This is a genomic window from Nocardia nova (assembly GCF_002933465.1).
GTDB classification, from domain to species: Bacteria; Actinomycetota; Actinomycetes; order Mycobacteriales; family Mycobacteriaceae; genus Nocardia; species Nocardia nova_B.
Map to the genome: position 1 here is coordinate 257,399 of NZ_PSZE01000003.1, position 26,450 is coordinate 283,848.

The 26,450-nt window shown below is 67.3% G+C and carries 24 protein-coding genes and 1 tRNA gene; 6 read left to right on the plus strand and 19 right to left on the minus strand.

Translation table 11 applies throughout. From position 1 onward, the window contains the following. Positions 1 to 7: 7 nt before the first annotated feature. From C5E41_RS05460 to C5E41_RS05470, 3 genes are all read right to left on the minus strand, one after another. The gene (locus C5E41_RS05460; protein ID WP_104374717.1) at positions 8 to 961 is read right to left on the minus strand and encodes a phytoene/squalene synthase family protein; all 954 of its coding nucleotides are present in this window, start codon (positions 959 to 961) and stop codon (positions 8 to 10) included. After that, complete coding sequence (locus C5E41_RS05465; RefSeq protein ID WP_104374718.1) at positions 958 to 2,238, minus strand: glycosyltransferase; 1,281 nt, start codon at positions 2,236 to 2,238, stop codon at positions 958 to 960. The genes C5E41_RS05460 and C5E41_RS05465 overlap by 4 nt, the downstream gene beginning before the upstream one ends. Before the next feature lie 204 nt (positions 2,239 to 2,442). Next, entirely contained in the window at positions 2,443 to 2,790 is a 348-nt protein-coding gene (locus C5E41_RS05470; RefSeq protein ID WP_104374719.1) for a DoxX family protein, read from the minus strand. Between the two features lie 130 nt (positions 2,791 to 2,920). On the opposite strand from C5E41_RS05470, the gene C5E41_RS05475 reads away from it, so the two are divergent. After that, complete coding sequence (locus C5E41_RS05475; RefSeq protein WP_258080752.1) at positions 2,921 to 3,976, plus strand: sigma factor; 1,056 nt, start codon at positions 2,921 to 2,923, stop codon at positions 3,974 to 3,976. A gap of 136 nt (positions 3,977 to 4,112) precedes the next feature. Here the strand turns inward: C5E41_RS05475 and C5E41_RS05480 are convergent, their stop codons facing one another. Then, positions 4,113 to 5,450: an acetyl-CoA C-acetyltransferase gene (locus C5E41_RS05480; protein WP_104374720.1), complete on the minus strand. Its 1,338-nt coding sequence runs from the start codon at positions 5,448 to 5,450 to the stop codon at positions 4,113 to 4,115. 304 nt (positions 5,451 to 5,754) lie between these two features. On the opposite strand from C5E41_RS05480, the gene C5E41_RS05485 reads away from it, so the two are divergent. Further along, positions 5,755 to 7,116 carry a 3-oxoacyl-ACP reductase gene (locus C5E41_RS05485; RefSeq protein WP_104374721.1) on the plus strand — a complete coding sequence of 454 codons (1,362 nt, stop codon included), beginning with the start codon at positions 5,755 to 5,757 and terminating at the stop codon, positions 7,114 to 7,116. A 1-nt stretch (position 7,117) separates the two neighbouring features. Then, positions 7,118 to 7,987 (plus strand): MaoC family dehydratase, encoded by an 870-nt coding sequence (locus C5E41_RS05490; RefSeq protein WP_104374722.1) that lies wholly within the window; start codon positions 7,118 to 7,120, stop codon positions 7,985 to 7,987. Positions 7,988 to 8,133: 146 nt separating this feature from the next. Here C5E41_RS05490 and C5E41_RS34790 read toward each other — a convergent pair whose 3' ends face one another. The 6 genes from C5E41_RS34790 to C5E41_RS05520 form a co-directional block, all read right to left on the minus strand. Further along, a complete protein-coding gene (locus C5E41_RS34790) occupies positions 8,134 to 9,582 on the minus strand; it encodes a DUF5685 family protein (RefSeq protein WP_146097465.1) in 1,449 nt (482 codons plus the stop codon). A gap of 83 nt (positions 9,583 to 9,665) precedes the next feature. Further along, positions 9,666 to 10,265 (minus strand): TetR/AcrR family transcriptional regulator, encoded by a 600-nt coding sequence (locus C5E41_RS05500; protein ID WP_104374724.1) that lies wholly within the window; start codon positions 10,263 to 10,265, stop codon positions 9,666 to 9,668. 90 nt (positions 10,266 to 10,355) lie between these two features. Then, complete coding sequence (locus tag C5E41_RS05505; protein WP_104374725.1) at positions 10,356 to 11,534, minus strand: glycoside hydrolase family 3 N-terminal domain-containing protein; 1,179 nt, start codon at positions 11,532 to 11,534, stop codon at positions 10,356 to 10,358. A gap of 106 nt (positions 11,535 to 11,640) precedes the next feature. Beyond that, on the minus strand, positions 11,641 to 12,669 hold the full coding sequence (gene gnd / locus C5E41_RS05510; RefSeq protein ID WP_104374726.1) for a phosphogluconate dehydrogenase (NAD(+)-dependent, decarboxylating): 1,029 nt from the start codon (positions 12,667 to 12,669) through the stop codon (positions 11,641 to 11,643). 266 nt (positions 12,670 to 12,935) lie between these two features. Next, positions 12,936 to 14,018 (minus strand): DUF4185 domain-containing protein, encoded by a 1,083-nt coding sequence (locus C5E41_RS05515; RefSeq protein WP_104374727.1) that lies wholly within the window; start codon positions 14,016 to 14,018, stop codon positions 12,936 to 12,938. Positions 14,019 to 14,335: 317 nt separating this feature from the next. Continuing rightward, on the minus strand, positions 14,336 to 16,171 hold the full coding sequence (locus C5E41_RS05520) for an acyl-CoA dehydrogenase (RefSeq protein WP_104374728.1): 1,836 nt from the start codon (positions 16,169 to 16,171) through the stop codon (positions 14,336 to 14,338). 224 nt (positions 16,172 to 16,395) lie between these two features. Here C5E41_RS05520 and C5E41_RS05525 point away from each other — a divergent pair, with 224 nt between their 5' ends. Next, positions 16,396 to 17,001: an alpha/beta hydrolase family protein gene (locus C5E41_RS05525; RefSeq protein WP_104374866.1), complete on the plus strand. Its 606-nt coding sequence runs from the start codon at positions 16,396 to 16,398 to the stop codon at positions 16,999 to 17,001. A gap of 78 nt (positions 17,002 to 17,079) precedes the next feature. Here the strand turns inward: C5E41_RS05525 and C5E41_RS05530 are convergent, their stop codons facing one another. The 4 genes from C5E41_RS05530 to C5E41_RS05545 all read right to left on the minus strand — a co-directional run bounded on the left by C5E41_RS05530 (position 17,080) and on the right by C5E41_RS05545 (position 20,680). Then, positions 17,080 to 17,781 (minus strand): class I SAM-dependent methyltransferase, encoded by a 702-nt coding sequence (locus C5E41_RS05530; protein ID WP_104374729.1) that lies wholly within the window; start codon positions 17,779 to 17,781, stop codon positions 17,080 to 17,082. A gap of 74 nt (positions 17,782 to 17,855) precedes the next feature. Continuing rightward, positions 17,856 to 18,962 carry a DUF4185 domain-containing protein gene (locus C5E41_RS05535; protein WP_104374730.1) on the minus strand — a complete coding sequence of 369 codons (1,107 nt, stop codon included), beginning with the start codon at positions 18,960 to 18,962 and terminating at the stop codon, positions 17,856 to 17,858. Positions 18,963 to 19,113: 151 nt separating this feature from the next. Further along, positions 19,114 to 19,857, minus strand: coding sequence for a crotonase/enoyl-CoA hydratase family protein (locus C5E41_RS05540; protein WP_104374731.1), 744 nt, complete (start codon positions 19,855 to 19,857; stop codon positions 19,114 to 19,116). A gap of 37 nt (positions 19,858 to 19,894) precedes the next feature. Beyond that, positions 19,895 to 20,680, minus strand: a complete 786-nt coding sequence (locus tag C5E41_RS05545) for an alpha/beta fold hydrolase (RefSeq protein WP_104374732.1) — start codon at positions 20,678 to 20,680, stop codon at positions 19,895 to 19,897. A 251-nt stretch (positions 20,681 to 20,931) separates the two neighbouring features. Between C5E41_RS05545 and C5E41_RS05550 the strand changes: the two genes are divergently transcribed. Next, positions 20,932 to 21,264, plus strand: a complete 333-nt coding sequence (locus C5E41_RS05550) for a hypothetical protein (protein ID WP_030514270.1) — start codon at positions 20,932 to 20,934, stop codon at positions 21,262 to 21,264. Between the two features lie 74 nt (positions 21,265 to 21,338). Beyond that, positions 21,339 to 22,118: an enoyl-CoA hydratase-related protein gene (locus C5E41_RS05555; protein WP_104374733.1), complete on the plus strand. Its 780-nt coding sequence runs from the start codon at positions 21,339 to 21,341 to the stop codon at positions 22,116 to 22,118. A gap of 36 nt (positions 22,119 to 22,154) precedes the next feature. On the opposite strand, the gene C5E41_RS05560 is transcribed toward C5E41_RS05555, so the two are convergent. From C5E41_RS05560 to C5E41_RS05580, 5 genes are all read right to left on the minus strand, one after another. After that, a complete protein-coding gene (locus tag C5E41_RS05560; RefSeq protein WP_104374734.1) occupies positions 22,155 to 22,454 on the minus strand; it encodes a hypothetical protein in 300 nt (99 codons plus the stop codon). A gap of 379 nt (positions 22,455 to 22,833) precedes the next feature. Further along, positions 22,834 to 22,904: transfer RNA gene (locus C5E41_RS05565), tRNA-Gly, on the minus strand. 135 nt (positions 22,905 to 23,039) lie between these two features. Beyond that, positions 23,040 to 24,323, minus strand: a complete 1,284-nt coding sequence (locus tag C5E41_RS05570) for a cytochrome P450 (RefSeq protein ID WP_104374735.1) — start codon at positions 24,321 to 24,323, stop codon at positions 23,040 to 23,042. Between the two features lie 188 nt (positions 24,324 to 24,511). Beyond that, the gene (locus C5E41_RS05575; protein ID WP_104374736.1) at positions 24,512 to 25,786 is read right to left on the minus strand and encodes a cation:proton antiporter; all 1,275 of its coding nucleotides are present in this window, start codon (positions 25,784 to 25,786) and stop codon (positions 24,512 to 24,514) included. Beyond that, complete coding sequence (locus C5E41_RS05580; protein ID WP_104374737.1) at positions 25,787 to 26,407, minus strand: hypothetical protein; 621 nt, start codon at positions 26,405 to 26,407, stop codon at positions 25,787 to 25,789. It abuts the gene before it with no gap. Positions 26,408 to 26,450: the final 43 nt, after the last annotated feature.

Genomic DNA, 26,450 nt, shown 5'->3' on the forward strand with positions numbered 1-26,450 from the left:
TCGACTCCTACCGTCGTTCATCGATCCTGTGTCCGCGTTCCGTCCGGCGGCGGGCCCACGTCGCGTGCGCCAGACCGGTGGCACCGATATACGCCCGGCGAAGCTTGCCGACGGTGGCGCGCTGCCCGAACACTTCGAACCCGCCGTGTTCGATGCGATCCAGAATCTCCGAATAGAGCTGTAGAGCCGTCGCCACGCACGGGCGGGAACGGGGTGCCAAGAGTTCGATCCCGCCCCGAGCGTAGGCATACATTTCCCGGGTGCGGGCATGTTGCTCGGCCAGCGCGTCACGCACCCGGGAATCGCTGTGCCGTTGGTTCCGGCACCACATCAGCAGATCGCGGTCGACGCCGTGCGCCGCCAGTTCATTCGCGGGCAGGTAGATCCGGCCGCGCGCCAGATCCTCGTCGATATCGCGCAGAAAGTTGGTGAGCTGGAATGCCTTTCCCAAGGCGGCGGCGTAAGGCTCGGCTGCCGCCGCGGGGCCGACAGTCCCCAGTATCGGCAGCAGTTGCAACCCGATAGCCTCTGCCGACCCGTAGATATAGCGGTCGAGCGCGTTCCGGTCCGGATAGTCGGTGACCGTCAGATCGAGGCGCATGGATGCCAGGAATGCGTGGAACAGTTCGGCGCGGATGTGATGCCGGTGGGCGGTATGCAATACCGCGGCCAGCACCGGATCGGCATCGCCGTCACCGGCCTCGAGTTGCGTTGCCAACTGTGTCAAACGCGCCTCGCGGCGGTGAACGGTCCAGGCCGGATCGAATTCGTCGAGTACGTCGTCGACGCGGCGGGCGAATCCGTACAGCGCGTGCACCGCGGGGCGCTGATCGGGCGCGAGCAATCTGGTTGCCAGGAAGAACGTCTTGCCGTGGCGAGCGTTGAGCGATCGGCAATACCGATACGACTCACGCAGTCGCGGATCGGTGATGCCGGCCGCCTCGAGTTCGGTGCGGGTCACAACGCCTCCCCTCGGGGCCGGACACCGGTGGTCGTTTCCGCGAGTACGGACTCGATGGTGTCGAAGGGGGTGTGCTGTGCGATTTCCCTCGCCAATCGACGCGCCGCCACGCGATAGCCGGTGTTGCCGAAAACGCGGTCCACCGCCGCCGCGACCGCGGCCGGTGCGGGCGCGGCGCCACCGAGATCGATGCCGGCGCCGGTATAGGCCACGCGCGCGGCGACTTCCGGCTTGTCCGCGGTGTCACCCGCCACGATCACCGGGATGCCGTGGCGCAACGCATGGTGCACCCCGCCGTAACCACCGTTGGTGATCACGAGGTCCACATGAGGAAGCAACTCCGCGTAGGGAACGAAATCACGCACGTGAATATGCGCAGGCAGCGTGCCCAGGCCCGGGTCCTTCCCGCCGGTGCTGACCACCACGACCAGATCCGGGCGCCGCGCCAGCGCTGCCAGCGCGGGCCGGAGCAACTGATCAGGATCGCCGTTGTCCCAGGTGCCCTGAGTCACGTGTACGACCCGGCGGTGGTCACCGACGGACTTCCAGTCGGGGGTCGCCTCGAACCGGTTCGCCGACGCCGGAATCGGTCCGGTGAACACCACTGTGGACGGAAGATCACGCCGAGGATATTCGAAGCCGGGCACGGTGAACTGCAGTATCCGGTCGGCCAAGATCGGCCAATCGAGCAGGAAAACCGGGACCGACCGCATGCCGAGTTCGGCAAGAATGGCATTCACCCTCGCCTGCGATGTACGGAAGAGCACGCGGTGCACGAAATGATTCATCCGCGTGTAGTCGCGCCCGGCCCGTGGCTGCCATCCCACACCGAACGGCGGGCAATCGGCGCTGGAGAGCGTGAGCGGTCCGACTCCGCACACCAGCACCGGCGGTCGGGGAGCATCGGACACAAGCAGGGGTATCGCTCCGCTGAACATCGAATCCACCAGCACGGCGTCGAAATGTCCGCGGGCCAGCTCGGCGGACAGCGCCGTGTACTGAGCCGTGAGGGGCGCGAGGAAGATCGAACTCAATTCCGCCCTGCCGATCCGCAAACGCCGGCCGAGCCCGCGCCCCGATCGCGAAGCCACGGGATGAACATCGGCCACGCCCGGCAGTTCGGCCGGCGGCACGCCATGTTCGATCGCGAGTTCGCGAAATCGAGCTCCGGTGAGCAATCGGACCCGGTGCCCGCGCCGGCGAAGTTCGCCTGCGACGGTGGCCAGCGGCAGGACATGACCGGGTATGGGACTCGCGGCCAGCAAATATCGTGCCATTCCACGGTTCCTCGCTGATCGTGGCCGGATCGCCTCGGCGGCGTCCGCCCAGGATGTCGATTCGGCCTACTCCGCGCCGCGATGACAACCGCACGCGGCAGCAACGGTCACGTCGAGCTCAGTGAAGAAGCGTTCGGGTACCACATCGATCCGTGACGTGCTGCCCGTACGACACGCGATTTTACGGTAGAACGCCGGGCCGGTTCAGGCGATCGGGAACAGGCATGCGACGGCCAGTGCCAGCGCCAGGCATGGCATCGGATACGGCAGATGCGCGTACCAGCGCGCCCGCACGATGGTGATCACCGCGCCGACGAAATACAGCACGAGGCCGACGGCTGCGGCGAGGCCGATCGCCGGGATCGCCAGGCCGGCCAGCAGCCCGAGTGCACCCGCGGCCTTGATCGCCGCCAACGGCATCAGCGCCCAGTCCGGGACCCCGTAGCTGCGCATATTGCCGCGGACCCAGTCCGGGTTGACGATGTCGACGACGGTCGCCCCGAAGACGACAACGGCGGCGATGATCGTGACGGTCACGTATGCGGTGTGCATGACACCCTCCTGCTCGTTCGGCGCCCTGATCTGCGATGGTGAAGGTGTGGGCCCGAGCCCACTGCGCGGGCGAACAGGGCGGATCCGTCCCACATCGGGTTCGACGTGCGGCGACCGAGAAAGGTGACCGGTGGGCGATCGGGACGAGCTGGCACGGCGCTTCGAACGACACCGCGACCTGCTGCGCGATATCGCCTACCGCATGCTGGGCTCGCTGCACGAGGCCGAGGACGCGGTGCAGGAAGCCTGGCTGCGCCTCGACCGGGCCGCGAGCGCGACCGAGGCGAAACGCGGTGAGCGAGGTGTGGCGAGCACGGGTGTGGCGGACGGGTCCGCGGTGGACAGGGCGGCGCCGCACGGGTCTGCGGCGAACGGGTCTGCGGCGGACGGGCTCGGGATCGACAATCTCGCCGCGTGGCTCACCACCGTGGTCTCGCGAATCTGTCTGGACCAGTTGCGTTCCCGGACCGCCCGGCGGGAAGAGTTCGTCGATCCCATGGACCGATCCGCCGCGCTCGACTCCGCCGGCACCCAGGTCGGCTCTCGGTCCGGCGCCTTCACCGAACCCGAACCCGAAGCGCTACTTGCCGATTCGGTCGGCCGCGCGATGCTGGTCGTGTTGCGCACGCTGAGCCCGGACGAGCGCGTCGCCTTCGTCCTGCACGATATGTTCGCCGTCCCGTTCGACGATATCGCCCCGATCGTGGGCCGGACCACGGCGACGACGAAGAAGCTGGCCAGTCGCGCCCGGCAGCGGGTGCGCGGCGACACCTCGACACCCCCGGTCGAACTCGCCCGCCATCGCGAGGTGGTCACCGCATTCCTGTCGGCGGCCCGGGCCGGCGACCTCGGTGCCCTGCTCGCGGTCCTCGCGCCCGATGTCGTGCGCACCGCGGACCCGGCGGTTCTGCCGCCCGGCATCGCGTCGGTCGTGCGCGGCGCCGCCGCCGTGGCCGAGGAAACCGTATTGCTGCGCAACCGTTCCCAGGTCGCGGATGTGGCGCTGATCGACGGCGCGGTCGGTGTCGTCGTCGCCCCGGGCGGGCGTCTCGCCGCGGTCCTGCTCGTCACCGTGCGCGGCGACCGGGTCAGTGCCTACGACGTCGTCGCCGATGCCGAGCGACTCGCGGCGCTGGCGGTCACCGTGTTGCCCGAACCGTCGGTCGCGGTGAAACCGATTGTGTAGCAATCGTTTCGCCCCGATTGCCGCCGGGCGCAGGGGCAACCTGCCGCCGATACAGAACAGCGCCGGTTCGCCCGCAGCCGAACCGGCGCTGTCCCCTGATCGCCGAATTCCTATGTCACCGAAGTGATGTCGCGGATCAACGCTCCAGGATCGCCACCACACCCTGGCCGCCGGCGGCGCAGATGGAGATCAGCGCGCGTCCGGACCCCTTCTCCGCCAACTGCTTCGCGGTCTGGGCGACGATGCGTCCACCGGTCGCGGCGAACGGGTGCCCGGCGGCCAGCGAGGAGCCGTTGACATTGAGCTTGGTGCGGTCGATCGCGCCGAGGGCTCCGTCCAGACCCAGGCGCTCCTTGCAGTACTGGTCGGATTCCCACGCCTGCAGGGTGGCCAGCACGACCGAGGCGAACGCCTCGTGGATCTCGTAGTAGTCGAAATCCTGCAGGGTGAGACCATTGCGGGCGAGCAGTCGCGGCACCGCGTAGGTCGGCGCCATCAGCAGTCCGTCCGGACCCCAGACGTAGTCGACCGCGGCGACTTCGCTGTCGACGAGGTAGGCCAGCGGCTTCAGGTTGCGCTCGGCGGCCCACTCCTCACTGCCCAGCAGCACCGCGGAGGCGCCGTCGGTGAGCGGGGTGGAGTTGCCGGCGGTCATGGTGGCGTCGCCGAGCTTGTTGCCGAAGACCGGCTTCAGGGTGGCCAGCTTCTCCAGCGAGGAGTTCGGGCGCAGGTTGTCGTCGCGGGTCAGGCCCAGGAAGGGGGTGACCAGGTCGTCGAAGAAGCCGCGGTCGTAGGCGGCGGCCATGTTCTTGTGCGAGAGGTAGGCCAGTTCGTCCTGCGCCGCGCGGGCGATGCCGAATTCCTTGGCGGTGATCGCCGCGTGCTCACCCATCGACAGGCCGGTGCGGGGCTCGGCGTTGCGCGGGATCTCGATGCCGACCATGCTCGGGCGCAGCCGGCCGACGAGCTTGACGTAATCCTTGTTGTTGCGCGCCCGGTTGGCGTCGAGCATCCATTCGCGCATGGATTCGCTCACACCGATCGGCGCGTCGGAGGTGGTGTCGGTGCCGCCGCCGATACCGGCCTCGATCCGGCCCAGCGCGATGGCGTCGCCGACGGTGACGATCGACTGCAGGCCGGTGCCGCAGGCCAGTTGCAGATCGTGGGCGGGGGTGTAGGGCGACAGTTCGCTGCCGAGCACGCTCTCGCGGACCATGCCGTGTTCACCGACGCGCTTGAGCACCGCGCCGCCCACGACCATGCCCAGCCGCTCGCCCTGCAGCCCGAATCGGCTGACCAGGCCGTTCAGCGCGGAGGTGAACATGTCCTGGTTCGAGGCGTGCGCATAGCGGCCGTCCGAGCGAGCGAACGGGATCCGATTACCGCCGAGGACGGCGACAGGTTTGGCCTGCTTGGCCTTGTCGGCCCGGCTGCTCGATGGTGTGGTCTTCGCCGAACGGGCTTTGGTAGTCACTCGGGTCTCCTTCGGGAAACGATCGGCCGGCGGAGCTTGCGGGGCCGGCGGGCGGGTAGGCACTGTCTCGTCAGGTTTTCTGGGTCTCCGGCCGGGAATGCCGGATGCGGGGAACGGAGTAGGTACCCCCGACCGACTGCACTGCCGGCAGTTCCGTCGGTTTACATTAAACTTACTCTGGAGTAAGTTAATTGTCGATACCGTACCCCGGAGATGTGGGCTACAACGCGCGGGGTAGTGGGGAAATACGGATACGGCAGACGTCCAGATCGTCCACATTCGACACGAGGAGAAGGTAGGAACAGTGGCAGCCAGCAAGAGCAAGGGCGCTCCCAACCTTTACGGTTCGTTCGTCAACTCCGCCCCCGGCGCCTTCCTGGCCGGCAAATTGGGCCTGCCGAAGCCGGAGAAGCTGCGCCGGTACACCCCCGGCGAGCCGGCATTGCCGGGCCCGGTCCTGCTCGGCGGTAAGGGTCGCGTCGCCGACGCCGCGCGCACCCTGCTGTCGGACTACACCTTCGTCGACGCCCCCACCCAGGGCGTGAAGGTCGGCGCGCTGGTCTTCGACGCCACCGGCATCGGCACCGTGGCGGAACTGTCGCAGCTGTTCGAGTTCTTCCAGCCGGCCATGCGCTCGATCGCTCCCTCCGGCCGCGTGCTGGTCGTCGGCACCACGCCGGAACTCGCGGGCAGCGTCGACGCGCAGATCGCCCAGCGCGCGCTGGAGGGTTTCTCGCGCAGCGTGGGTAAGGAACTCCTGCGCGGCGCCACCGCCAACCTGGTCTACCTGCACCCGGAGGCCGCCGCGGCCGCCACGGGTCTGGAGTCGACCCTGCGCTTCATCCTCTCGGCCAAGTCGGCCTTCGTCGACGGCCAGGTCTTCCGGGTCGGCAAGGACGACAATGCCGCGGCCGGCATCGACTGGACCAAACCGCTCGACGGCAAGGTCGCCGTGGTCACCGGTGCCGCTCGTGGTATCGGCGCCACCATCGCCGAGGTGTTCGCCCGCGACGGCGCCACCGTGATCGCCGCCGACATCCCGGCCGCCGGGGAGGCGCTGTCGCAGACCGCCAACAAGGTCGGCGGCACGGCGCTCGCGGTCGACGTCACCGCTGCCGACGCCGCCGACAAGATCGCCGAATTCGCCACCGAGCGCTTCGGCGGCGTCGACATCATCGTCCACAACGCCGGCATCACCCGCGACAAGCTGCTCGCGAACATGGACGCCGCGCGCTGGGACGCCGTCCTCAACGTCAATCTCGCCGCGCCGCACCGCATTACCGAGGGCCTGGTGGCCAAGGGTGCGCTGAGGGAGGGCGGCCGGGTGATCGACGTGTCCTCGATCGCCGGTATCGCCGGTAACCGCGGCCAGACCAACTACGGCGCCTCCAAGGCCGGTGTCATCGGCATGGTGAACGCCGAGGCGCCCAAGCTGGCCGAGAAGGGCATCACCATCAACGCCGTCGCCCCCGGTTTCATCGAGACCGCGATGACCGCCGCCATTCCGGTCGGCACCCGCGAGGCGGGACGGCTGCTCAGCTCGCTGCTGCAGGGCGGGCAGACCGTGGACGTCGCCGAGACCATTGCCTACTTCGCCAGCCCGGCCTCGAACGCGGTGAACGGCAACATCGTTCGCGTCTGCGGCCAGGCCATGATCGGAGCCTGACATGGCAACCCGGACCATTTCGCTGAACGAGCCGCCCAAGACGGGCAGCCTGTATCTCAAGGCCGCCCTGGGTGCCGTTCCGCTGCCGCTGGTGTCGGCGCGCAAGTCCGAGATTCCGGACCGAGCGGTCGAGTGGAACGGCGTCCGCGTCGATCCCGACCACCTCGCGGCCTACTGCCACGCGACCGGGCTGCGCTTCGGCGACTCCCTGCCGCTGACCTATCCGTTCGTGCTCACCTTTCCCATGGTGATGCAGCTCGTGGTGGCGCGGGACTTCCCGTTCGTCGCGGTCGGCGCGGTGCACGCGGAGAATCTGATCGAGCGCACCCGCGAGATCTCGGTCAGCGAACCGCTCGACATTCGTGCCCACGTGGAGAATCTGCGGGAGCACCCGAAAGGTCTGCTGGTCGATGCGATCAGCGAGATCAGCGTGGGGCGTGAACCGGTGTGGCGGCAGGTCACCACCTTCCTGCACCAGCAGCGCACGTCGCTGTCCGGTGGTCCGAAGGCGGCGCCGAAGCCGGACGAGGTGCCCCCGCCGCCGCTGCGTACGCTGAGGGTCGACCAGGCGATGATCCATCGCTACGCGGCCGCCTCCGGTGACCGCAATCCGATCCATATGTCGGCGCTCGGGGCGAAGGCCTTCGGCTTCCCGCGTTCCATCGCCCACGGCATGTGGTCGGCCGCCGCGATCCTCGGCGTCATCGAGGGCCGGGTGCCCGCGAAGACGTCGTACGCGGTGAAATTCGGTAAGCCGATCCTGTTGCCGTCCACGGTCAACGTCTATGCCGACCAGACCGCTGCGGGCTGGGATCTGTCGTTGAAACATCCGAAGAAGGGCTACCCTCATCTGACCGCGACGCTGCGCTGAGCAGCGAACGGCACACGGACAGCCGCCCACCTTCTCGGCGGCCACATATCGGATCGCATGGGGGATTCGATATGTGGGAAGGCGAAAAGGCGGGCGGCTGTTGTCGATCCGGTGTTGTCGATCCGGGCCGGCGATCGGCGACTCGATCAGCAGTTACAGTCGCAGTCGCAGCAATCGCAGTCGCCGCAACTGTTGCAGCAGCTGCAGCAATCGCCACAGCCCTCGCAGTCGCAGCAGTCACAATCGCAGTCGCACCGTTCCATCCAGGCATCCCGGTGTTCCCCGCTGCACGGCCGCCGATGCCCGGCACAGCAGGCGTAGCCGGTGCAGTACACCCCGCAGATGATCCCGACTCCCTGCCAGAAGGTCGGTCGTCGCGGGGGCTCGTGCGGCGGCTCGTCCGAGGGCGGATACGGATCACTCGGCGGCCGATCACCGAACGGCGGCGGGATGTCGTCGGGCTGCACCGGACTCTCGGGATGCGGCCCCTGGTCGGGAAAGGCCGCCGGATCCACTTGCGGCCCAGTGGGATTCAGCGGCCGGGCGGCCACCGGATACCCCAGCGACCGCACCGCCGCGTCGGCGTCGGCGCCGTCGGAAAATGTTCGGCCACCGCGCTTTCCGCAGCCGCAGGCAGATTTCGCGTCGCCGCATGCTACGGCCGCGGCTCGGCCCAGCTTCCGGACGACGCCGCGCATCGGATCGAGCAGCAGCCAGCGGACGGCGGGAACGTGGGCGAGTTCGGCCTGGTGCAGGGCACGGCGGATTTCGGCGTCGGATTCGCGCAGCAGGCCGTGCGCCTCTCGGTTGCTCACACCTGTGGCGAGCAGCGGATTGAAGCGATCGCAGCGGCGGTCGTCGTCGAGATCCTCGATGGCGTCGGCCAGGTGGGCGATGCGTCCGAAATGCCATCCGACCGCCCGCAGGGCGGGCGTATTCTCCGGCCGGCCTGCGAGCACCGCGCTGTGGGCGAACAATTCGGCGGCACACGTCTGCGTCGGCTCGGTGAGGGTGGCGAGTAGCTCCAGCGGGGTGGGATCGGCTGTCTGTGATCGTATTCCGGTGCCGGAGCGCCGGGTGCGACCCTGCACGGCGCGTTCGAGTTCCGCCTGGCGGCCGATCGCGGCGATGAGCGGTTCGATATCCAGGCCGATGTCGGCGGCGTTCGTGCGAGCCGAGGCGAACCAGCGGTCGGCCACCTTCCGCATGGGCCGCCGGGCCAGTGGGCCCGCGTCGCCGTCGTCGGCATGGTCACGAACCTTGGCCGCTCCCAGCAAGAGTGACGCGGTTGTCGCCAGCCGCACTCCGGGGGATTCGGCCGCGGCGACCGAGGCCCGCCGCATGCCGCGCAGCGCACACGGTCCGGCCGCGGTCCGGGCGGACTCGCCGGCCTGTGCTTCGGTGAGCACATTCAGCACGATCGCGTCGGTATTGGTTGCGGTGCGGGCCAATTGGCCGTTCCCGTCGCGCAGGCCCAGGCACAGTCCGCACAGATGCGTGCGCCAATCTGCCGCCTCGAAGCCGTATTTCGCCGCGCTGTGCGCGCACGGCGTGAGAAGTCCGAACAATTCCGCCCCGTAGAATCCCGGCCGCATCGGTAATCCGGCCGTCTGTGCAATCCGCACTCTGGCAGGTGCCGACGGCGCCGCGCAAGTCGGACCGCGTGCTTCGCCGGTGTCTACTCGGCCTTCTTCTTTCCGGCCAGACCGCGCCAGGCCAGATCGTCCAGCAGGTCGACCGCGCTTGCGACATCCACCTCACCGCTCGTGATCCGGTCGGCGATCGCCTCGCCGGCGCCGATGACCGCCACCGCGACGATGTCGAAATCCGTTCCGGGCTCGGCATATTTGGCACTCGACTCGAGCAGTTTCGCGGTCAGTTCGATGATGCGCTCGCGACTGTTCGCGATCTCGGAGGCGAACGGCTGCTGCCCGAGGGCCTGCCGATACAGGACCGACCACGACAGCCGGTTGTTGTCCACATAGGACAGGAATGCCTCGAGGCCGGCTCGCAGCTGCTCGTGCGGGGTCAGCTTGGGGTTGCCGGCCACCGCGACGGCCTCGATGAACCGTGCGCTCTCGCGCTGAATGCAGGCCCGGAACAGTTCGTCCTTGGAGCCGTAGTACAAATACAGCATCGGCTTGGAGATCTTGGCCTCGGCCGCGATGGCATCCATCGATGTGTCGTGATATCCCTTTCGGGAGAAGACCTCGACGGCGGCGTCCAGCATCTGCTGCTCACGAACCGCCCTGGGAAGCCGCTTCGTTCCGCCTGCCATCCACACTCCTAGCCCATATCGAAACCCCTATCTTACTCCAAGGTAAGTTTCGGAGAACAACGAACTGTCACCGATTCGCTGAAGCCGGGTTCAGCAGGGGAGCTGGATGCCTTTGTACTTGGCCACCCGCAGGACGGAGTCGTCGACCTGTTTCATGGGCAGTTTTCCGTCGCGAACTTCCTGCTCGAGCCGGTCGAGCACCGAGCTGACGGCGTCGGTGCTGATCCAAAGTGCATCGTCGGCGCCGGCCTCCAGGGCGGCGGCTACCGCGTCCTCGATGCCCATCCGGGCGGTGATGGCCGCCATGCCGCTCAGGTCGTCGGTGAAGATCGGGCCGTCGTAGGGCTTGGCGTTGTAGCCGGCGCCTTGGCGCAGCAGGGCCATCGCCTGCGGGCTGATGCTCGCCGGAACGTTGGGCGTGGTCAGCCCGGGAACGTCCAGATGGCCGACCATCACCGCGGCGCCGGAGTCGATCAGATTCCGGAACGGCACCAGATCCACCTGCTGCATCTGATCCAGCGGGGGCGTGCGCACCGCGCCGGTGTGGGAATCGCCCGACCCGTGCCCGTGGCCGGGGAAGTGCTTCATCACCGCGCCGACGCCGGCATCGTGCATGGCCCGGATGTAGGCGCCGGCGTAGTCGGTGACGACCTGTGGATCTTGCGAGTATGACCGGTCGCCGATCACCGCGTCGTCGGGCTCGTCGCTGACATCCACATCCGGCGCGAAGTCGACGGTGATGCCGAGCTTCTTCATGGCCTGACCGCGGGCCAGGCTCTGCTGGTAGTACTCGTCGGCCGACATGGTCTGCGCCGCGACCCGGGCCGAGGGCGCCTGGCCGATCAGATTCCGCAACCGCGACACCCGGCCGCCTTCTTCGTCGATGGTCACCATCAGCGGTGTGCGCGCGGCGGCCTTCACCTGGTCGAGGCCCTGGCCGGACAGCATGGACTGGTCGGTCCAGCTTCCGACGAAGATGCCGCCCACCTGTTCCCCGCGCACCACCTGTTCGGCGTCGGCGGCGTTCTTGACGCCTACGGTGAGCAGCTGCGCCAGCTTCTGCCGGGTGGTGAATTGCGCGAGATAGCCTGCGGCGCAGTCCTGCTGGTTACCGGTGGTGGTGGTCGCGGCGGTGCCGCCCGTCGCGCTCGTGGTGCCCGGTGCGGCGCTGGCGCCCGTCGTAGTGGTGGAACCGGAGCCGCCACCACCGGAGCACCCCGCAAGGGCGACCGCGGCTACTGCGAGAACGATTCCGGCAACGTTGCGCATGGACCGACCGTAGCCGTTCGCGGCGCCGGAACCTACCCGTGGTCGCCGACCGCGCCCCTGCCCCGGAAGCCGCACAGCGGGCTTGGTTGCCTCGGACTACTGCGCGCTACTTGCCCGGCAGTTCGTTGTGCCCGCCGAACGCCTTGCGCATGGCCGAGAGCACCTTGTCCGCGTAGAGCGCCTCACCGCGTGAGGAGAACCGCTCGTACAGCGCGGTCGAGAGCACCGGCGCGGGCACACCCTCGTCGATCGCGGCGTGGATGGTCCAGCGGCCCTCGCCCGAATCCGACACCCGTCCACCGAAGCTGGTCAGGTCGGGATCGGCGTGCAGTGCCGCCGCGGTCAGATCCAGCAGCCAGGACGCGACCACCGAACCGCGCCGCCACACCTCGGTGACCTCCGGCACGTCGATGTCGAACTGGTAGTGCTCGGGATTCTCCAGCGGGGACACCTCGGCCGAATGCGCGTCGTCGAGCTCCTTGCCGATATTGGCCTTGTGCAGGATGTTGAGGCCTTCGGCGTAGGCGGCCATCGCGCCGTATTCGATGCCGTTGTGCACCATTTTTACGAAATGTCCGGCACCGGCGGGACCGCAGTGCAGATAGCCCTGTTCGGCGGGAGAGGGCTCACCGGTGCGACCGGGGGTGCGCTCGGCGGCGTCGACACCAGGTGCGATCGACTTGAACAGTGGCTCGAGGTGGGCGACCTGCTCGGCCTCGCCGCCGATCATCAGGCAGTAGCCGCGGTCCAGTCCCCAGACACCGCCGGAAGTGCCGATGTCGAGGTAGTGAATGCCCTTGGGCGCCAGCGCCTTGGCCCGCTGGATGTCCTCGTGGTAGCGGCTGTTACCGCCGTCGATGATGATGTCGCCCGGCTCCAGCAGTTCGGCGATCCGGTCGATGACCGCGCCGGTCGCACCGGCCGGAATCATCACCCACACCACGCGCGGCTTCTCGAGCAGCGCGATGAACGCCGGGTAGTCGGTCGCACCCCGGAAGCTGTCGCCCAGTTCGTCGGTGAATTCCTTGATCTGGTCCTCGTGCCGGGAGTAGCCGACCGCGGTGTGACCGTCCTTGACGATGCGCCGCACGATATTGGCACCCATTCGGCCGAGCCCGATCATTCCCAGCTGCATACTCTTCTCCTAGAGTCGTCCGAGCTTCGGCAGGTCCGAGCCCTGCTTGCTGCTGTGCCGCGGCGTGGGACCAGCGCCCTGCACCGCCATCGCTCTCGATTGTCCCCGCTGCCTCGATCGAGAATTTCTCCGGTGTCGAAACGATTCGTGTAACACCCCGAGCCCGATCCCGATAATCAGATCGGCTCCGTGCAGTTGCCAGACCCCCGACCCGGCAACCGCACGGAGCCGTCTTCATATTCTCCCCGGCTCCGGCTCCCGCACCGCTACAGCGGCGTCCGCATGACCACGACGTTGTACTGATTGTGCATGGTGAGCAGGAAGTACAGGTCGCTGCCGGTCTGATACGGGTAGATCATCGGCGCGTACATGGTCGGCAGATCGCGCACGTCGATCAGGACGCGCGGCGCACTCCACGGGCCCTCCGGGTTCGGCGCGGTCCGCATGACCACGGAGTCGAAAGGATCGGTGGTCAGCATCACGTACTGCCCCAGATGCGCGTTCCACTGCACCGACAGCTCGCCGACGCCGCCGACGATCGGCTTGGCGGCATTGGCGTCCTTCGGCTTCCACGCGCCGCCGTCCCAGTACTCGTAGGCGTCGATATTGGCGATATCGGCTTCCTTGACCCGCGAGATGAATCCGGGCTGGTTGCGGCCCGACGGGGTGCCGTACTTGTAGACGTAGCCGCCCGCCTTCAGGAAGGCGTTCTGCTGGAAACTCTGGAAGCCGTTCTCATTGCCGCGGCGGGTGGTCGGCAGCTGCGCCCAGGTCTGGCCGTCGTCACCGGAGACGGCCAGGGTGGAGAAGTTGGTGTCCCAGTGCCCGTCCGGGCCCCATTCCCGCACCGACATCATCGACATGTACTGCACGCCGTTGACCGAGATGCCCGCGGTCGGAATGAAACTGATCTCGATACCCGGAATCTTCGGACTGGGCAGCGGATGGTCCACGAAGCTGGTGTAGTTCACGCCCGCCGCCGGGTCCGCACCGGCCGGGCTGCGGAACAGCACGTTCGAGCGCCACGCCCAGATGCTGCCGGCCAGCACGTTCGGCACGCCGAGGCCGGCGGTGTCGCCGTAGGCGGTGATCATCTGCCCGCGCCCGTCGTCCCACATGATGCCGAGGTCGGTGCCCAGCACGTTCTGGTTCTGGGTCCGGTTCGGCGAGGCCATACCGGTGGCCTGGTAGACCGCCTGCGTCGGGCCTGGGAGCTGCGGCAATCCGTTGATGCCGTTCAGCCCGGGAATCGGATTGATGTTGTTCGGGTCGGCTCCGGCCGGCGATGCCGTCAGGCCCAGCAGCGCGACCGCCGCGCAAGCTCCAGCCAGTGCGGACAGTCGTCTCATACTCCGAATTCCTTCCATGAGTCGCGCCAGGGCATTGTGCCTGCCCTCGGCGGACGGCGTGCGGTCTACCGACGAAACCCTCGTCACATCGGCACGGCACGGCGCTGTCTCGGTTTATGTATGGCGTCCCAGACCCCGGGGTACTCCAGTGCCGACATTATTACCCGGCCTCGATCCCGGTGCAGGACCGGCGGTCCGGGCGCGCCGTCCGGATCGCCGCTCCGCCCTTCGCATTCGGAACCCGCAACGACAGCGGCCCCGCCTCCCGAATGCGAGAGGCGGGGCCGCTGTGTTTCACGTGGTGGTCGGCAAGGCGATCAGAAGGCCGCTTCGTCGAGCTCCATCACGTCGTTGTCCAGGTTGGACAGCACGGTACGGGTGGCGCTCAGCTCCGGCAGCACATTGCGGGCGAAGAACTGAGCCACGGCGACCTTGCCGTTGTAGAAGGCCTCGTCGGAACCGGTGGCGCCGTTGTCGAGGGCCTTGATGGCGACCTCGGCCTGACGCAGCAGCTGCCAACCGATCAGCAGGTCGCCCACCGCCATCAGGAAGCGGACCGAACCCAGGCCGATCTTGTACAGCTCCTTGGCGTCCTCCTGCGCAGCCATCAGGTGACCGGTCATGGTGGCGGCCATGGCCTGCACATCCTCGAGCGCGGTGGCCAGCAGCTTGCGCTCGCCCTTCAGGCGGCCGTTGCCGGCCTCGGACTCGATGAACTTCTGCACCTGGCCGGCCACATGGGCCAGCGCCACACCGCGGTCGCGGGCGATCTTGCGGAAGAAGAAGTCCTGCGCCTGGATGGCGGTGGTGCCCTCGTACAGCGAGTCGATCTTCGCGTCACGGATGTACTGTTCGATCGGGTAGTCCTGCAGGAAGCCAGAGCCACCGAAGGTCTGCAGCGATTCGGTCAGGTACTGGTAGGCCCGCTCGGAGCCGACACCCTTGACGATCGGCAGCAGCAGGTCGTTGACGCGGAACGCGAGGTCTTTGTCGGCGCCGGAGACGAGCGCAGCGATGTCCTCGTTCTGGTGGGCGGCGGTGTAGAGGTAGAGCGCGCGCAGGCCCTCGGCGTAGGCCTTCTGCATCATCAGCGAGCGGCGCACGTCCGGGTGGTGGGTGATGGTCACGCGCGGAGCGGTCTTGTCGGTCATCTGAGTCAGGTCCGCACCCTGGACACGCTGCTTGGCGTAGTCCAGCGCGTTCAGGTAACCGGTCGACAGCGTCGCGATGGCCTTGGTGCCCACCAGCATTCGGGCGTTCTCGATCACGTCGAACATCTGCGCGATGCCGTTGTGGACCTCGCCGACCAACCAGCCCTTGGCCGGAACGCCGTGGCCGCCGAAGGTGACCTCACAGGTGGCCGAGACCTTCAGGCCCATCTTGTGCTCGACGTTGGTGACGAACACGCCGTTGCGCTCGCCCAGGGTCTGGGTCTCGAAGTCGAAGTGGAACTTCGGCACGAAGAACAGAGACAGGCCCTTGGTGCCCGGTCCGGCGCCCTCGGGGCGGGCCAGCACCAGGTGGAAGATGTTCTCGAACATGTCGTCGGAGTCACCGGAGGTGATGAACCGCTTGACACCCTCGATGTGCCAGGAGCCGTCCTCCTGCCGGATGGCCTTGGTGCGGCCGGCGCCCACGTCGGAACCGGCGTCGGGCTCGGTCAGCACCATGGTGGCGCCCCAGTTGCGTTCGACGGCGATCTCGGCCCACTTCTTCTGCTCGTCGGTGGCGTTGTTCCAGAAGATCTGGCCGAACGGGCCACCGGCGGCATACATCGCGACGGCCGGGTTCGAGCCCAGGATCATCTCGTTGAGGGCCCAGACCACCGAACGCGGCGCGGGCAGGCCGCCCAGCTCCTCGTTCAGGCCGACCTTGCTCCAGCCGGCCTCTTCGTAGGCCTTGAAGGACTTCTTGAACGACTCCGGAATAGAGACGCTGTGGGTTGTGGGGTCGAACACCGGCGGGTTGCGGTCGGCGTCGACGAAGGACTCGGCGACCGGGCCCTCGGCCAGGCGGCGTACCTCGTCGATGATGTTCTTGACCGTGTCGGTGTCCAGGTCACCGTAGGCGCCGGAATCCAGCACCGAGCCGATGCCCAGCACCTCGAAGAGGTTGAACTCCAGGTCGCGGACGTTGCTCTTGTAATGGCCCATCTCTGTTACTCACTCTCCGTTGAGTCGGTGCGGGTCGGTGTGTGCCGTTCCCGCCCATGTGTCTCCACATCGGGTAGTCGAACGGAATCTCCGCCTTCTACTCGCGGGTAACTTACCCTGTATATTACCGATGAGTAATAGCCTTGGAAAGCGCTGACCGGGCGATGTGACGAGATGAACACGCGGTCGCCGACCCGAGGTGAGCGGGGATTACCGTGGACACCGTGCGCATCGAGACAGCTGCGGGGGACGCCGAGGTGCAGATCGACCGGGACGCCGGCGATCGGTTTCTACTGCTGCTCACCCACGGTTCCGGCGGCGGGGTGGAGGCCGGGGATCTGCTGGCCGTCCGTGATCGCGCGGTAGGGCTGGGCGGAGTGGTCGCGCGGGTGATTCAGCCGTACCGGGTCGCCGGTCGGCGGGCACCCGGATCGGCGACGGTGCAGGATGCGGCGTGGTTGGAGATAGTCTCGGCCCTGCGCGAGCAGGCGCCCGGGGGACCGCTGATCCAGGGCGGGCGCAGCAACGGCGCCCGGGTCGCCTGCCGGACTGCCGTCGAAGCCGACGCCAAAGGTGTGCTGGCGCTGTCATTTCCGCTGCATCCGCCCGGTAAGCCGGAGAAGACGCGGCGCGAGGAACTGCTGGCGGCGTCCACGCACACCGATGTGGTGGTGATCAACGGTGAACGCGATCCCTTCGGAATTCCGGACCCCTCCGATGCGGCCGAGGTGAAAGTGATTCCGGGCCAGCCACATTCGTTTCGCAGTGGCTTCGATCTCATCGCCCACACGGTGGAGCCGTGGCTGCGGCGATGGGCGGAAGTGGATTGATCAGCGGATAACCGCTCGCCCGATTGCCGCCGAGCTACCCACCGGCAGCGCCGGACTGTGAGGCGTCGCCACCCCGGATCACGCGTCCGGGGTGGCCGTCGCTTGCTCCTCCAGATCGGGCACGGTCGCGGTGGCCACCACCAGCGCGTCGATGGCGTCGCGTCCCTCGGTTTCGCGCAGCACCCGCTGCGCGGTGTCGATCCGAATATGTTCTGCGGCAGCGAGATCCGCCACCACATCGTCGGGCGTGAACAGGATCGCCGGATCCTGCGGTCCGCCGTAACCGTCGGAGATATTGGTGGTGTCGTGGCCGAGGACGAGAAGGGTGCCACCCGGACTCAGTCGTTCGGCCGCCGCGAGCAGCAGGCTGCGCCGCTGTGCGGCGGGCAGATGAAGGTAGACGGCGAGAATCAATTCGAACGGGCCGTCGATCCCCGCACCGGCCGGATCGGTGACGTCCGCACATTCCCAGTCGATTCTGCTGCGCACCGAACGCGACAGCCGCGAGGCGACCGTGCGGCCCTTGTCGATGCCCACCTGGGAGAAGTCGACCGCTCGCACCTGCCAGCCGTGCGTGGCCAGCCAGAGCGCGTGCCGTCCCTCGCCGCACGCCAGATCCAGGGCACGCGGTAGTTCGGGTGGCGCTTGACCGGGCGCATCGGGCACCAGCCGAATGCGCCGCTGCAAACCGGAGATGTATTCCACCACTGTCGCGTTCGGCGGTGCACCCCACACCAACTCGCTCTGCGCGTAGCGCTCGTCCCACTCGGCGGCGTCCATGGGGCGAGTCTAGCCAGGTACGGCGCGCCGCCCGGCCGAGCGGAACCGGGCCGGGCGCGGATATCCGAGACGAATTACAGCGTCGTGCGCATGAGAATGACGTTGTACTGGCTGTGCACCGTGGTGAGGAAATACAGGTCGCGCCCGGTCTGGTACGGGAAGATCGAGGGGGCGTACGCGGTGGGCAATTCACGCGTATCGATCAGCACCTCGGGCGGACTCCACGGCCCCTCCGGAGAAGACGCTCGGCGCATCACCACCGAATTCCACGGATCGGTGGTGAGCATGACGAATTGCCCGAGGTAGTCGTTCCACATCACCGATATCTCGCCGACCCCGCCGGTGATCGGGCGGGCGGCGTTCACGTCGTTCTTACGCCAGGCCCCGCCGTCCCAATACTCGTATTCGGCGAGATTCTGGATGTCGTTCTCTCGCACGCGCGCGACGTAGGCGAAGTGATTGCGGCCCGACGGCGTGCCGTATTCGTACACCCAGCCGCCGCTCTTCACGAAGGCGTTCATCTGGAAGTTGGCGTCGCCGCCCTCGTTGGGCCGGCGGGTGAAATCGAGGTCGGCCCATGTTTCCCCGTTGTCGGCGGAGGCGGCCAGACCCGAGTAGTTGGTGGTCCACTGACCGACGTCATCCCAGCTCTTCACCGACATCAGGCTCATGTACTGCACGCCGTTCACCGAGATTCCAGCGGTCGGAATGCGGCTGATCTCGATGAACGGAATCTTGGGACTGGGAATCAGATCGCGCGCCTGGCCGAACACGTCGCGCACGGCGCTGTCGAAATAGATACCGCCCGAGGGATCCTGGGTGTGACTGCGCACCAGGATATTGCTGCGCCACGCCCAGAAACTGCCGGCCAGCAGATTCGGCAGTCCCAGTCCGGCGGTATCGCCGAAGGCGGTGAGCATCTCGCCGCGGCCGTTGTCCCACATGATTCCCAGGTCGGTGCCGAGGACGTTGTAGTTCTCGGTGGCGTTAGGACTGGCCATTCCGGTTACCTGGAATATCGCGCGCGAACGCCCGACCAGATTCGGTAATCCGGTCGTGCCGTTGAGAACCGGAATCGGATTGATGGCATTCGGGTTGGCGGCCGCCGGCGCGGTCACGGTCAGAAGCACGGCCGAGGCGCCCGCTATCGCGGACAGCAGGACGGATACGGTCCTGGACAAATGCAGCCCTTCCCGTTCTCGCCGATGCGCCCCCGTTCACCGGCTTCGCTGGCAAAGTGTGAAAATGCTAACAGCGAATCGTAGGTGACTGGGTTTCCCGCTCGCGTTTTCGGGTAGATCCCGGCTCGGCCGTGTGTTCGTTTGTCCGAAACTACCGACGGCCGAGCGCTTGCCGGACCAGGAGTGGTATCTGCGTCGCCCGTTCGATTCCCAGGGTGCGGCGGGTGCCCGCGTGCCAGGTGCGCTCGAACAATTGTTTGGCGGCGGCGACGGCGGTTGCCGGGCGGGCCGCGATGCGATCGGCCAATTTCTCGGCATCGGCGCGCGGATCCTCGCTCACCTCGGTGATCAGTCCGATCCGTGCGGCATAGGCGGCGTCGACGGGATCGGCGGTCATGGTCAGCAGGAGTGCCTTGTCCACACCGATCAGGCGCGACAGCGTGACCGCGCCCGACATATCCGGAACGAGGCCGTGCGCGACTTCCATCACGGCGAAATCCGAATCCGGTGTGGCGAAACGGAAATCGGCGGCCAGAGCCAATTGCAATCCGCCGCCGAAACAATGGCCGTGCACCGCCGCGATCACCGGCTGCGGCAGCCGCCGCCACGCCCAGCACGCCTCCTGAAAAGCATTGGTGCCCAGCCACGGTAGGGGCAGGAAATTGCGCACGATACTCAGCGGGTCGCCGGTTGCCTTCGCGATATCGAGACCGCTGGAGAAACTGGGCCCGTTGCCGGCGAGGATCACGGCGCGAATCTCGTCGCGCTTTCCGATCACCCGCGCCACCCGGACGAGATCGGTCAACATGTCGATGGTGAGCCCGTTGTGCTTGTCGGGCCGGTCTAGTTCGACGTAGGCACGATCACCGTCGAAGGTCAGGGATACGTCGCTCATCGCTCACTCCGTGCTGATCGGGATCGGGCCCCTGCGGTTACCCGCCGGTAGGCACCTGCTCGAGGATTATCTTCGCGCAACCGGCCGGGTCGTCGTAGAACGGGGTGTGGCCGCTGCCCGGCAGGGTGATGTGCCGGGCCTGGGGAAGCCATTGCCGCGCCCGCCGGCTCTGCGTCCGATAGGTGAGCAGAATGTCGCGATTGCCCCAGGCGACCGTGACCGGAATGCGGGCCAGGCGGCCACCGTCGCGCAGCCGCGCCTGATCGAATGAGGCCAGGGCCGAACGGAATCCGGGGGCATCGAGGACGCCGTCCACGGTCTCGACCGCGGTCCGGCTGTCCAGCGCCCACGGTCGGCCGAACACGATGCTCAGGAAGGCGGTCCGCCCGGCCGGTGTGCCGAGGATGGCGGGCAGTTGCGCGCGCAGTCCCCGGCCCAGGGTGGCCGCGCGGCCCAGCGCCTGCTGACACCAGATGCGCCCGGCATCGGACCAGAAGCCGATCGGTGAATACGCGGTCACCGAACTCGCCACACCGCGTGCGCCGAGGTTCAGCGCGATCAGACCGCCCATCGAATTGCCGGCGAGGTGCGGTCGTTCCAGGCCCTGTTCGGTGAGGAACGCGTGCAGTGCGTCGGTGAGGGTGTCCACCGTGGTGTGTGGGAGCGGGTCGGACCCGCCGAAACCGGGCAGGTCGACCGCGATCACGTCGAACCGAGCCGACAGCGTGCCGATGACCGGTTCCCACACCTGCCAGTGACTGCCGACGCCGTGGATCAGGACCAGCGGTTCACCGGTGCCGACTCGGTGATGGTTCAACATCATTTCGAAACTCCCGCACCGAGGCTCGGACTCCGACGAGGAACGGGGACACCCTAGCAATCATTGGCGTTACGCCAACGGAGGTCGCCGCAATCGTGGCCGGCGGATCTGTGAGCGGCGCCTTTGTGAACGCTCCGTGTTCGCAAGACTCGGACTGTTGTCCGGCCGCGTGATGCGGCAGTATCACCTACGCGGTTCGTGTCCGGTTCCATCGGAACGCGCCATAGCCGATACGCCTGAGAATTGAGGAACAGTTGAGGATTTCGCTGATCGCCGCCGTCTGCATCGCCCTGCCGCTTCTGGGTGCGTGCGGTTCCGACAAGGATTCGGAGCCGACCATCACCCAGGCGGACCTGTCGAAATCCCTGCAGTCCAGCGGCCTCAAGGATGCGAAACTCGCCGATTGCGCCGCCAAACTCTATGTGGACGAAGGCATTTCGCAGGACGGCCTGCGCAAGATGACCAAGCCCGGCAGCAATGCCCAAGTGACCGACGGCTCGATGGGTGGCCTGAGCAAGGAGGACTCCGACAAGGCGCGTGCGGCGACCCAGAAGATCGCCACGACCTGCGTCGCGGCGCCGCAGTAGGTCCACGGCACGATCACCGAGCGTTCGACGAGTTCGCCGGCCCCACCGCGGCCGGACCCGATCTACCGTGGGGTATGGCTACAGCGGAGTACCGAAACCTGCTCGTCGAGCGCAACGGTGAGACCGTTCGCATCACCATGAACCGGCCGGACCGGCGCAATGCGCTCTCGGCCGATCATCTGCGGGAGCTGCTGTCCGCGTTTCGCTGGGCCGGAGGCAGCGATGCGAGCGGGATCGTTCTGGCCGCGAACGGTCCGGTCTTCTCCGCCGGGCACGATTTCGCCGATGTCGCCGCCCGTGACCTGCTCGGTGTGCGCGACCTGCTGACCCTGTGCACCGAGGTCATGTCGACCGTCGAATCCGTGCCCCAGGTCGTCGTCGCGCGCGTTCACGGCCTGGCCACGGCAGCCGGATGCCAGCTGGTCGCCTCCTGTGATCTCGCCGTCGCCGCCGAATCGGCCGGCTTCGCTCTCCCGGGCGGCAAGGGCGGCTGGTTCTGCCACACTCCGGCCGTTCCCGTGGCCCGGGCGGTCGGCCGCAAACGCCTGATGGAACTCGCCCTCACCGGCGATCCGATCGATGCCCACACCGCCGCCGACTGGGGGCTGATCAACCGAGCCGTCCCCGACGCCGATCTCGACCGGGCGGTCGCCGAGCTGCTCACCAGGGCGACGCGGGGCAGCCGGGCGAGTAAGGCGCTGGGCAAGCGCACGCTGTACGCACAGCTGGACCGTCCGGAGGACGACGCCTACGCGATCGCGCTCGAAGTCATGGCCGCCGCATCCCAGCTGCCGGGCGCCCGCGAAGGTATGGATGCCTTTCTGAACAAGCGCACGCCGATCTGGCCGGACTAGGTGACATCACAACGATGAAGCCGAATCGGCGTCGGCCTAGCGCCCCGCGGTATTCGGGTCCTGCTGGGCGAGCACGAAGGTACCCTGCCCGTCCGGGCCCAGCCCGGTGTCGAGGATCTTGTCGTCCAGGAAGTCGACGACTTGCTCATCGAGGAAGACACGCGGGCCTTCCGCATCGAGCACCTGATCCTGCTCCGACGGCCCCGCGGCTACTGCGAGCTGCAGCGTCTCCGCGCCGTCGTTCGAGGAGATGCGCAATCCCGCATCGTCGGGCATTCCGTCCGCGGAGGTGATGGTACGAACGGCCTCGATGGCAGTGGGCGTGAGCATGAGCATCTGTCTGGTTTCCTTCCGCCGTCGTCACAGGTCACGGTCGGTGCGACAGTCAGGTGCCGTGGGGCAGCCCATCCACCCGGCCACCGGTCGTTCACGGCACCCGGCACCTCAGGATGGGTAGCCACGATCCGCCCCGCCTAACCTTCGCGCCGGAATCGACCCGGTACGGCCTCGTCGTTCCGGTCTCCGCGGTAGGTGGTCCGCTGCGTTCAACGCCGCCGTGTGGTGGATCGGACGGCGTCGGGTATCAACCTCGGCGTCAGCTGACGACCCGGACAAGAGACACCGGCCGCGCCGGCAACCCGGCTGGCGGCCGATGCGTTTGCGAGACAAAGGATTTCGTTCGTGAGCCCACGGACGGTATCGCGGGGAGAAAGAGAGCCGGTGACGGGAATCGAACCCGCACTCTCAGCTTGGGAAGCTGATGTTCTACCACTAAACTACACCGGCCGGTGCGTGAGGCACTGCAGAGAAGATAGCAGAGGCCGTCCCCGAGGTCACAACTTCCCACCTAGAACGGCCTGACCCGGATGGGACCAGTCGCCGCCCGACCCGGTGGTCGCCCGGGCCGGGCGATGAAGGTGGCTACATCACGGGCAGGGGCGGCGATTTGGGGAAGACGACCGGCAACGAGGTCAGTGCCCGGTGGAACGGGCCGGGCCGCCATTCCAGTTGTGCGGCCGGGACGGCCAACTGAATTTCCGGCAGCGCGTCGAAGAGCTGGTCGATGGCGTTCTGGACCGTCAGGTAGGCCACCGATTTGGCGGGGCAGCTGTGCGGGCCGGTGCTCCAGGCCAGATGCGAACGGTTGCCGATACTGCTCGCGGCTTCGCCGCGGATCTTCGGATCGTTGTTGCACGCCGCGAGGCTGATCAGGACCGGCTGATCGGCGGGCAGCCACACGCCGTCGATCATGATCGGCTGCCGTGGATAGGTGGTGCAGAAGTTGGCCATCGGCGGGTCGTTGAACAGGATCTCGTCGAGGGCGTCGGTGGTGGACAGGTTGCGGCCGAGGATGTCGCCGAACCGGAATCGCTCATCGGTGAGGATGAGCATCAGCGCGTTGTTGATGAGGTTGCGCTGGGCCTCGAAGCCCGCGCCATAGAAGGACATCAGCTGGGCGAACACCTCGACATCGTTGAGGCCGTTCGGGTGATGGGCCAGGTGTGAGGTGACGTCGTCGCCCGGTTGCTCGCGCCGGAACGCGATCAGTTCCATGAGCGCTTCCTTGAGCATGTCCATACCCTGTTGACCTCTGACGGTGTCGAACCGGGCGGCCATGCCGTTGGCGACTCGGGTCCCGATGTCGGCCGGGCAGCCGACCATCCGGTTGAGGACCTCGAGTACGAGCGGGAACGAGTACTGCATGACGAGATCGGCGGATCCCTGCTCACAGAAGGAGTTGACCAGCGGAACGGCAACCCTTTCCACGATCGCGGGCACGCTGTGGAGGTCGATGTGGTCGATCGCGGCGACCGACGGAGCGCGGTAGCGGGCATGGGGCGCACCGGTGTTGTACCGGGCCGCCGGATACCACTCCATCATCGGGCGCACGGGTGAATCCTGCGGAATGGTTTTCTGCCAGGTGCGCGGATCGGAGGGAAAGTGGTCCGGGTCGTTGAGGATGCGAACCGCGACGGCGTAGTCGATGACCAGGGTGGCAGGCACGCCGGGGGCGAGTTCGACGGGAACGAGGGAGGGGTACTGCCGTCGCATCTCGCGATAGGCGGCGTGTGGATCGGCGACGAATTCGGCTGTGTACATCGGGAATCGGTCGTCGTCGGTATCGAAGGGCGAGCCGTGCTGGACGGGGCATATTCCGGTCGCCGTGGTGTAGGGCTCGGGAAGGGGTGACTGTGGTGTGGTCAAAGACGGGACTCCAGACGGGTGGAACAGAAATTCGACGAGAGCTCGGCGGGCGCGGCACGTGTCGCGCTCACGGTGCCTGGCGGTTCGCCCACGCAAGCAACATAGCAGCGACGCGGCGATGGTGTCTGCGAACGTGGGAGTAGCGTTGCCGCCACCCGCGTCCGGAGTCGATCGGATGTGCTTGTGGGTCAGCGTTTTCCGCTCATATCGGGCGACGGCGCCACCGCGGCCGCGGCGCCCGGGTTCGGATCGTGCTCCGAGTCCGGCGCCTGCGGCGGACGAGACGGTCGGTCGCCGCGAGATATGCCGAGCATACGGAGCATCGGTGCCGTCGACGCGGTGGTCACCAGGGCCATTATCACCAGCAGTGAATACAACTGCGTGCCGATGAGGCCGGTGGTCAAGCCCACGTTCAGAATCACCAGTTCGGTCAGGCCTCGGGTGTTGAGCAGCGCTGCCACGGCGGCGGCCGCTCGCGACTGCATCCCGGTCAGCCGACCGGCGGCGTAGACGCTGCCGACCTTTCCCACCACCGCGACACCGATGACCGCGATCAGTTCACCTATCGATGTCGCGTCGAGCGAGCCGAGATCGACGGCCAGTCCGGCGATCACGAAGAAGCCGGGCATCAGCAGGATGCACAGGATTCGCACACCGGACTCGACCGTCCGGCGGCGTTCGCGCGGGAATATGACACCGAAGGCGAAAGCACCGAAGATCAGATGCAATCCGATCCATTCGGTGATCGCGGCGAGCCCGAGTGCTCCACCCACGCCGAGCACCAGCATCGTCTGCTGGGTGCCGGATTCCGAGATCCGGGCCAGCACAGGTCGCACGAACCACCACAGCAGAGCGACCAGCGGTAGGAGCAGGACGAGCCGCCACTGGACGCCACCCGGGTGCGCGAGTGCGAGGACGACGGCGAGGACCGACCATGCCACGACGTCGACCAGCGCCGCGCAGGCCAGGCTGAGCTGTCCGATCTCCGTGCGAACGAGATTGCGGTCGTGCAGGATTCGGGCCAGCACCGGGAAGGCGGTCACCGCCATCGCGCAGCCGACGAACAGGGCGAAGTGCAGCCGGTTGCCGGTGGTGTGGCGTGCCAGAACGGTGATCGCGACCGCGCTGCCCAATGCGAAGGGAATAGCGTAGGCCGCCGCGGACACCGCGGGGATCGACCGCCGGGCGCCGCGGAATATCTCCCGATCGAGCTCCAGACCTGCGACGAACATGAACACTGCCACACCGATATTGGCGAGCAGTGTCAGATACGAGCGTCCGGCTTCGGGAAACAGGGTGACGGACAAGTGGTGTCCGATGACCGTGGGGCCGGCGAGGATCCCGGCCGCGATCTCGCCGATGACCGGTGGCTGCCCGATCTTTTCGGCCAGCCATCCGAGCAGGTGTGCGGCCGCCATGATGAGAACCAAGTCGAGTAGGACCGTGATGGTGGGAGCGGGCACTCAATTCTCCTCGGAAACATCGTCTCGCAGAGCCGGTTCCGGTAGCGAACCCGTCGTGTGTGCGGGCGGTACGACCGCGGGATGAAACACTTCGCGGATATAGCACACGGGACGGCGGCCGAGCGTCATGATGTACGCCCTGGACGCACTGGGCCGGCCGTCCGGCCACGGCCTGATGCCCGCCCAGAGCAGGCGGCGGCCCTGGGGCAGGCCGCGGGTGCGCAAGCCGTGGCCGATCGGCATCCGGACATCGTCGATGCCGCTGGCGGCAGCCGGTTGTGGCACGGCCACTACGTAATTGAGCGAGACGGTCGCCAGAGCGGGGGTGACCAGACGGGAACGCCGGACCAGCGCGCCGTCGGCATCCCGCAGCCGGAGTTCGTCGACGATGAATGCGGGCAGTGTTCGGGGCGGAACCTGATGCTGGCGCAGGACGTGCACGCTCAACGTCGTCTCGAGGATGTGTTCGAGCGCCGTGGTCGTGAAGCCGGTGCCCGACAGCAGGGTTCGGGTTGTGGGGTCGTGGAATCGCTCGATCTGCGTGGCCGGGTTCGTCCGGGGGCCCGGCCCGCTGGGCGTCGGTTCGCTCAGCGGGCCGGGGACGGATCCTGTGACGGTCACTGCCGACTCCACGTTTCGGTTCGCACCGGGAGTCCTGGTGACG

Bases quoted from the DNA above. Each gene is read 5' to 3' on its own strand.
- C5E41_RS05465 (WP_104374718.1), bottom strand. From the start codon at position 2,238: ATGGCACGATATTTGCTGGCCGCGAGTCCCATACCCGGTCATGTCCTG.
- C5E41_RS05560 (WP_104374734.1), bottom strand. From the start codon at position 22,454: ATGCTCATGCTCACGCCCACTGCCATCGAGGCCGTTCGTACCATCACC.
- C5E41_RS05545 (WP_104374732.1), bottom strand. From the start codon at position 20,680: ATGATGTTGAACCATCACCGAGTCGGCACCGGTGAACCGCTGGTCCTG.
- C5E41_RS05540 (WP_104374731.1), bottom strand. From the start codon at position 19,857: ATGAGCGACGTATCCCTGACCTTCGACGGTGATCGTGCCTACGTCGAA.
- C5E41_RS05490 (WP_104374722.1), top strand. From the start codon at position 7,118: ATGGCAACCCGGACCATTTCGCTGAACGAGCCGCCCAAGACGGGCAGC.
- C5E41_RS05530 (WP_104374729.1), bottom strand. From the start codon at position 17,781: ATGGACGCCGCCGAGTGGGACGAGCGCTACGCGCAGAGCGAGTTGGTG.
- C5E41_RS05555 (WP_104374733.1), top strand. From the start codon at position 21,339: ATGGCTACAGCGGAGTACCGAAACCTGCTCGTCGAGCGCAACGGTGAG.
- gnd (WP_104374726.1), bottom strand. From the start codon at position 12,669: ATGCAGCTGGGAATGATCGGGCTCGGCCGAATGGGTGCCAATATCGTG.
- C5E41_RS05515 (WP_104374727.1), bottom strand. From the start codon at position 14,018: ATGAGACGACTGTCCGCACTGGCTGGAGCTTGCGCGGCGGTCGCGCTG.
- C5E41_RS05470 (WP_104374719.1), bottom strand. From the start codon at position 2,790: ATGCACACCGCATACGTGACCGTCACGATCATCGCCGCCGTTGTCGTC.
- C5E41_RS05520 (WP_104374728.1), bottom strand. From the start codon at position 16,171: ATGGGCCATTACAAGAGCAACGTCCGCGACCTGGAGTTCAACCTCTTC.
- C5E41_RS34790 (WP_146097465.1), bottom strand. From the start codon at position 9,582: ATGCGGCCGGGATTCTACGGGGCGGAATTGTTCGGACTTCTCACGCCG.
- C5E41_RS05505 (WP_104374725.1), bottom strand. From the start codon at position 11,534: ATGCGCAACGTTGCCGGAATCGTTCTCGCAGTAGCCGCGGTCGCCCTT.
- C5E41_RS05500 (WP_104374724.1), bottom strand. From the start codon at position 10,265: ATGGCAGGCGGAACGAAGCGGCTTCCCAGGGCGGTTCGTGAGCAGCAG.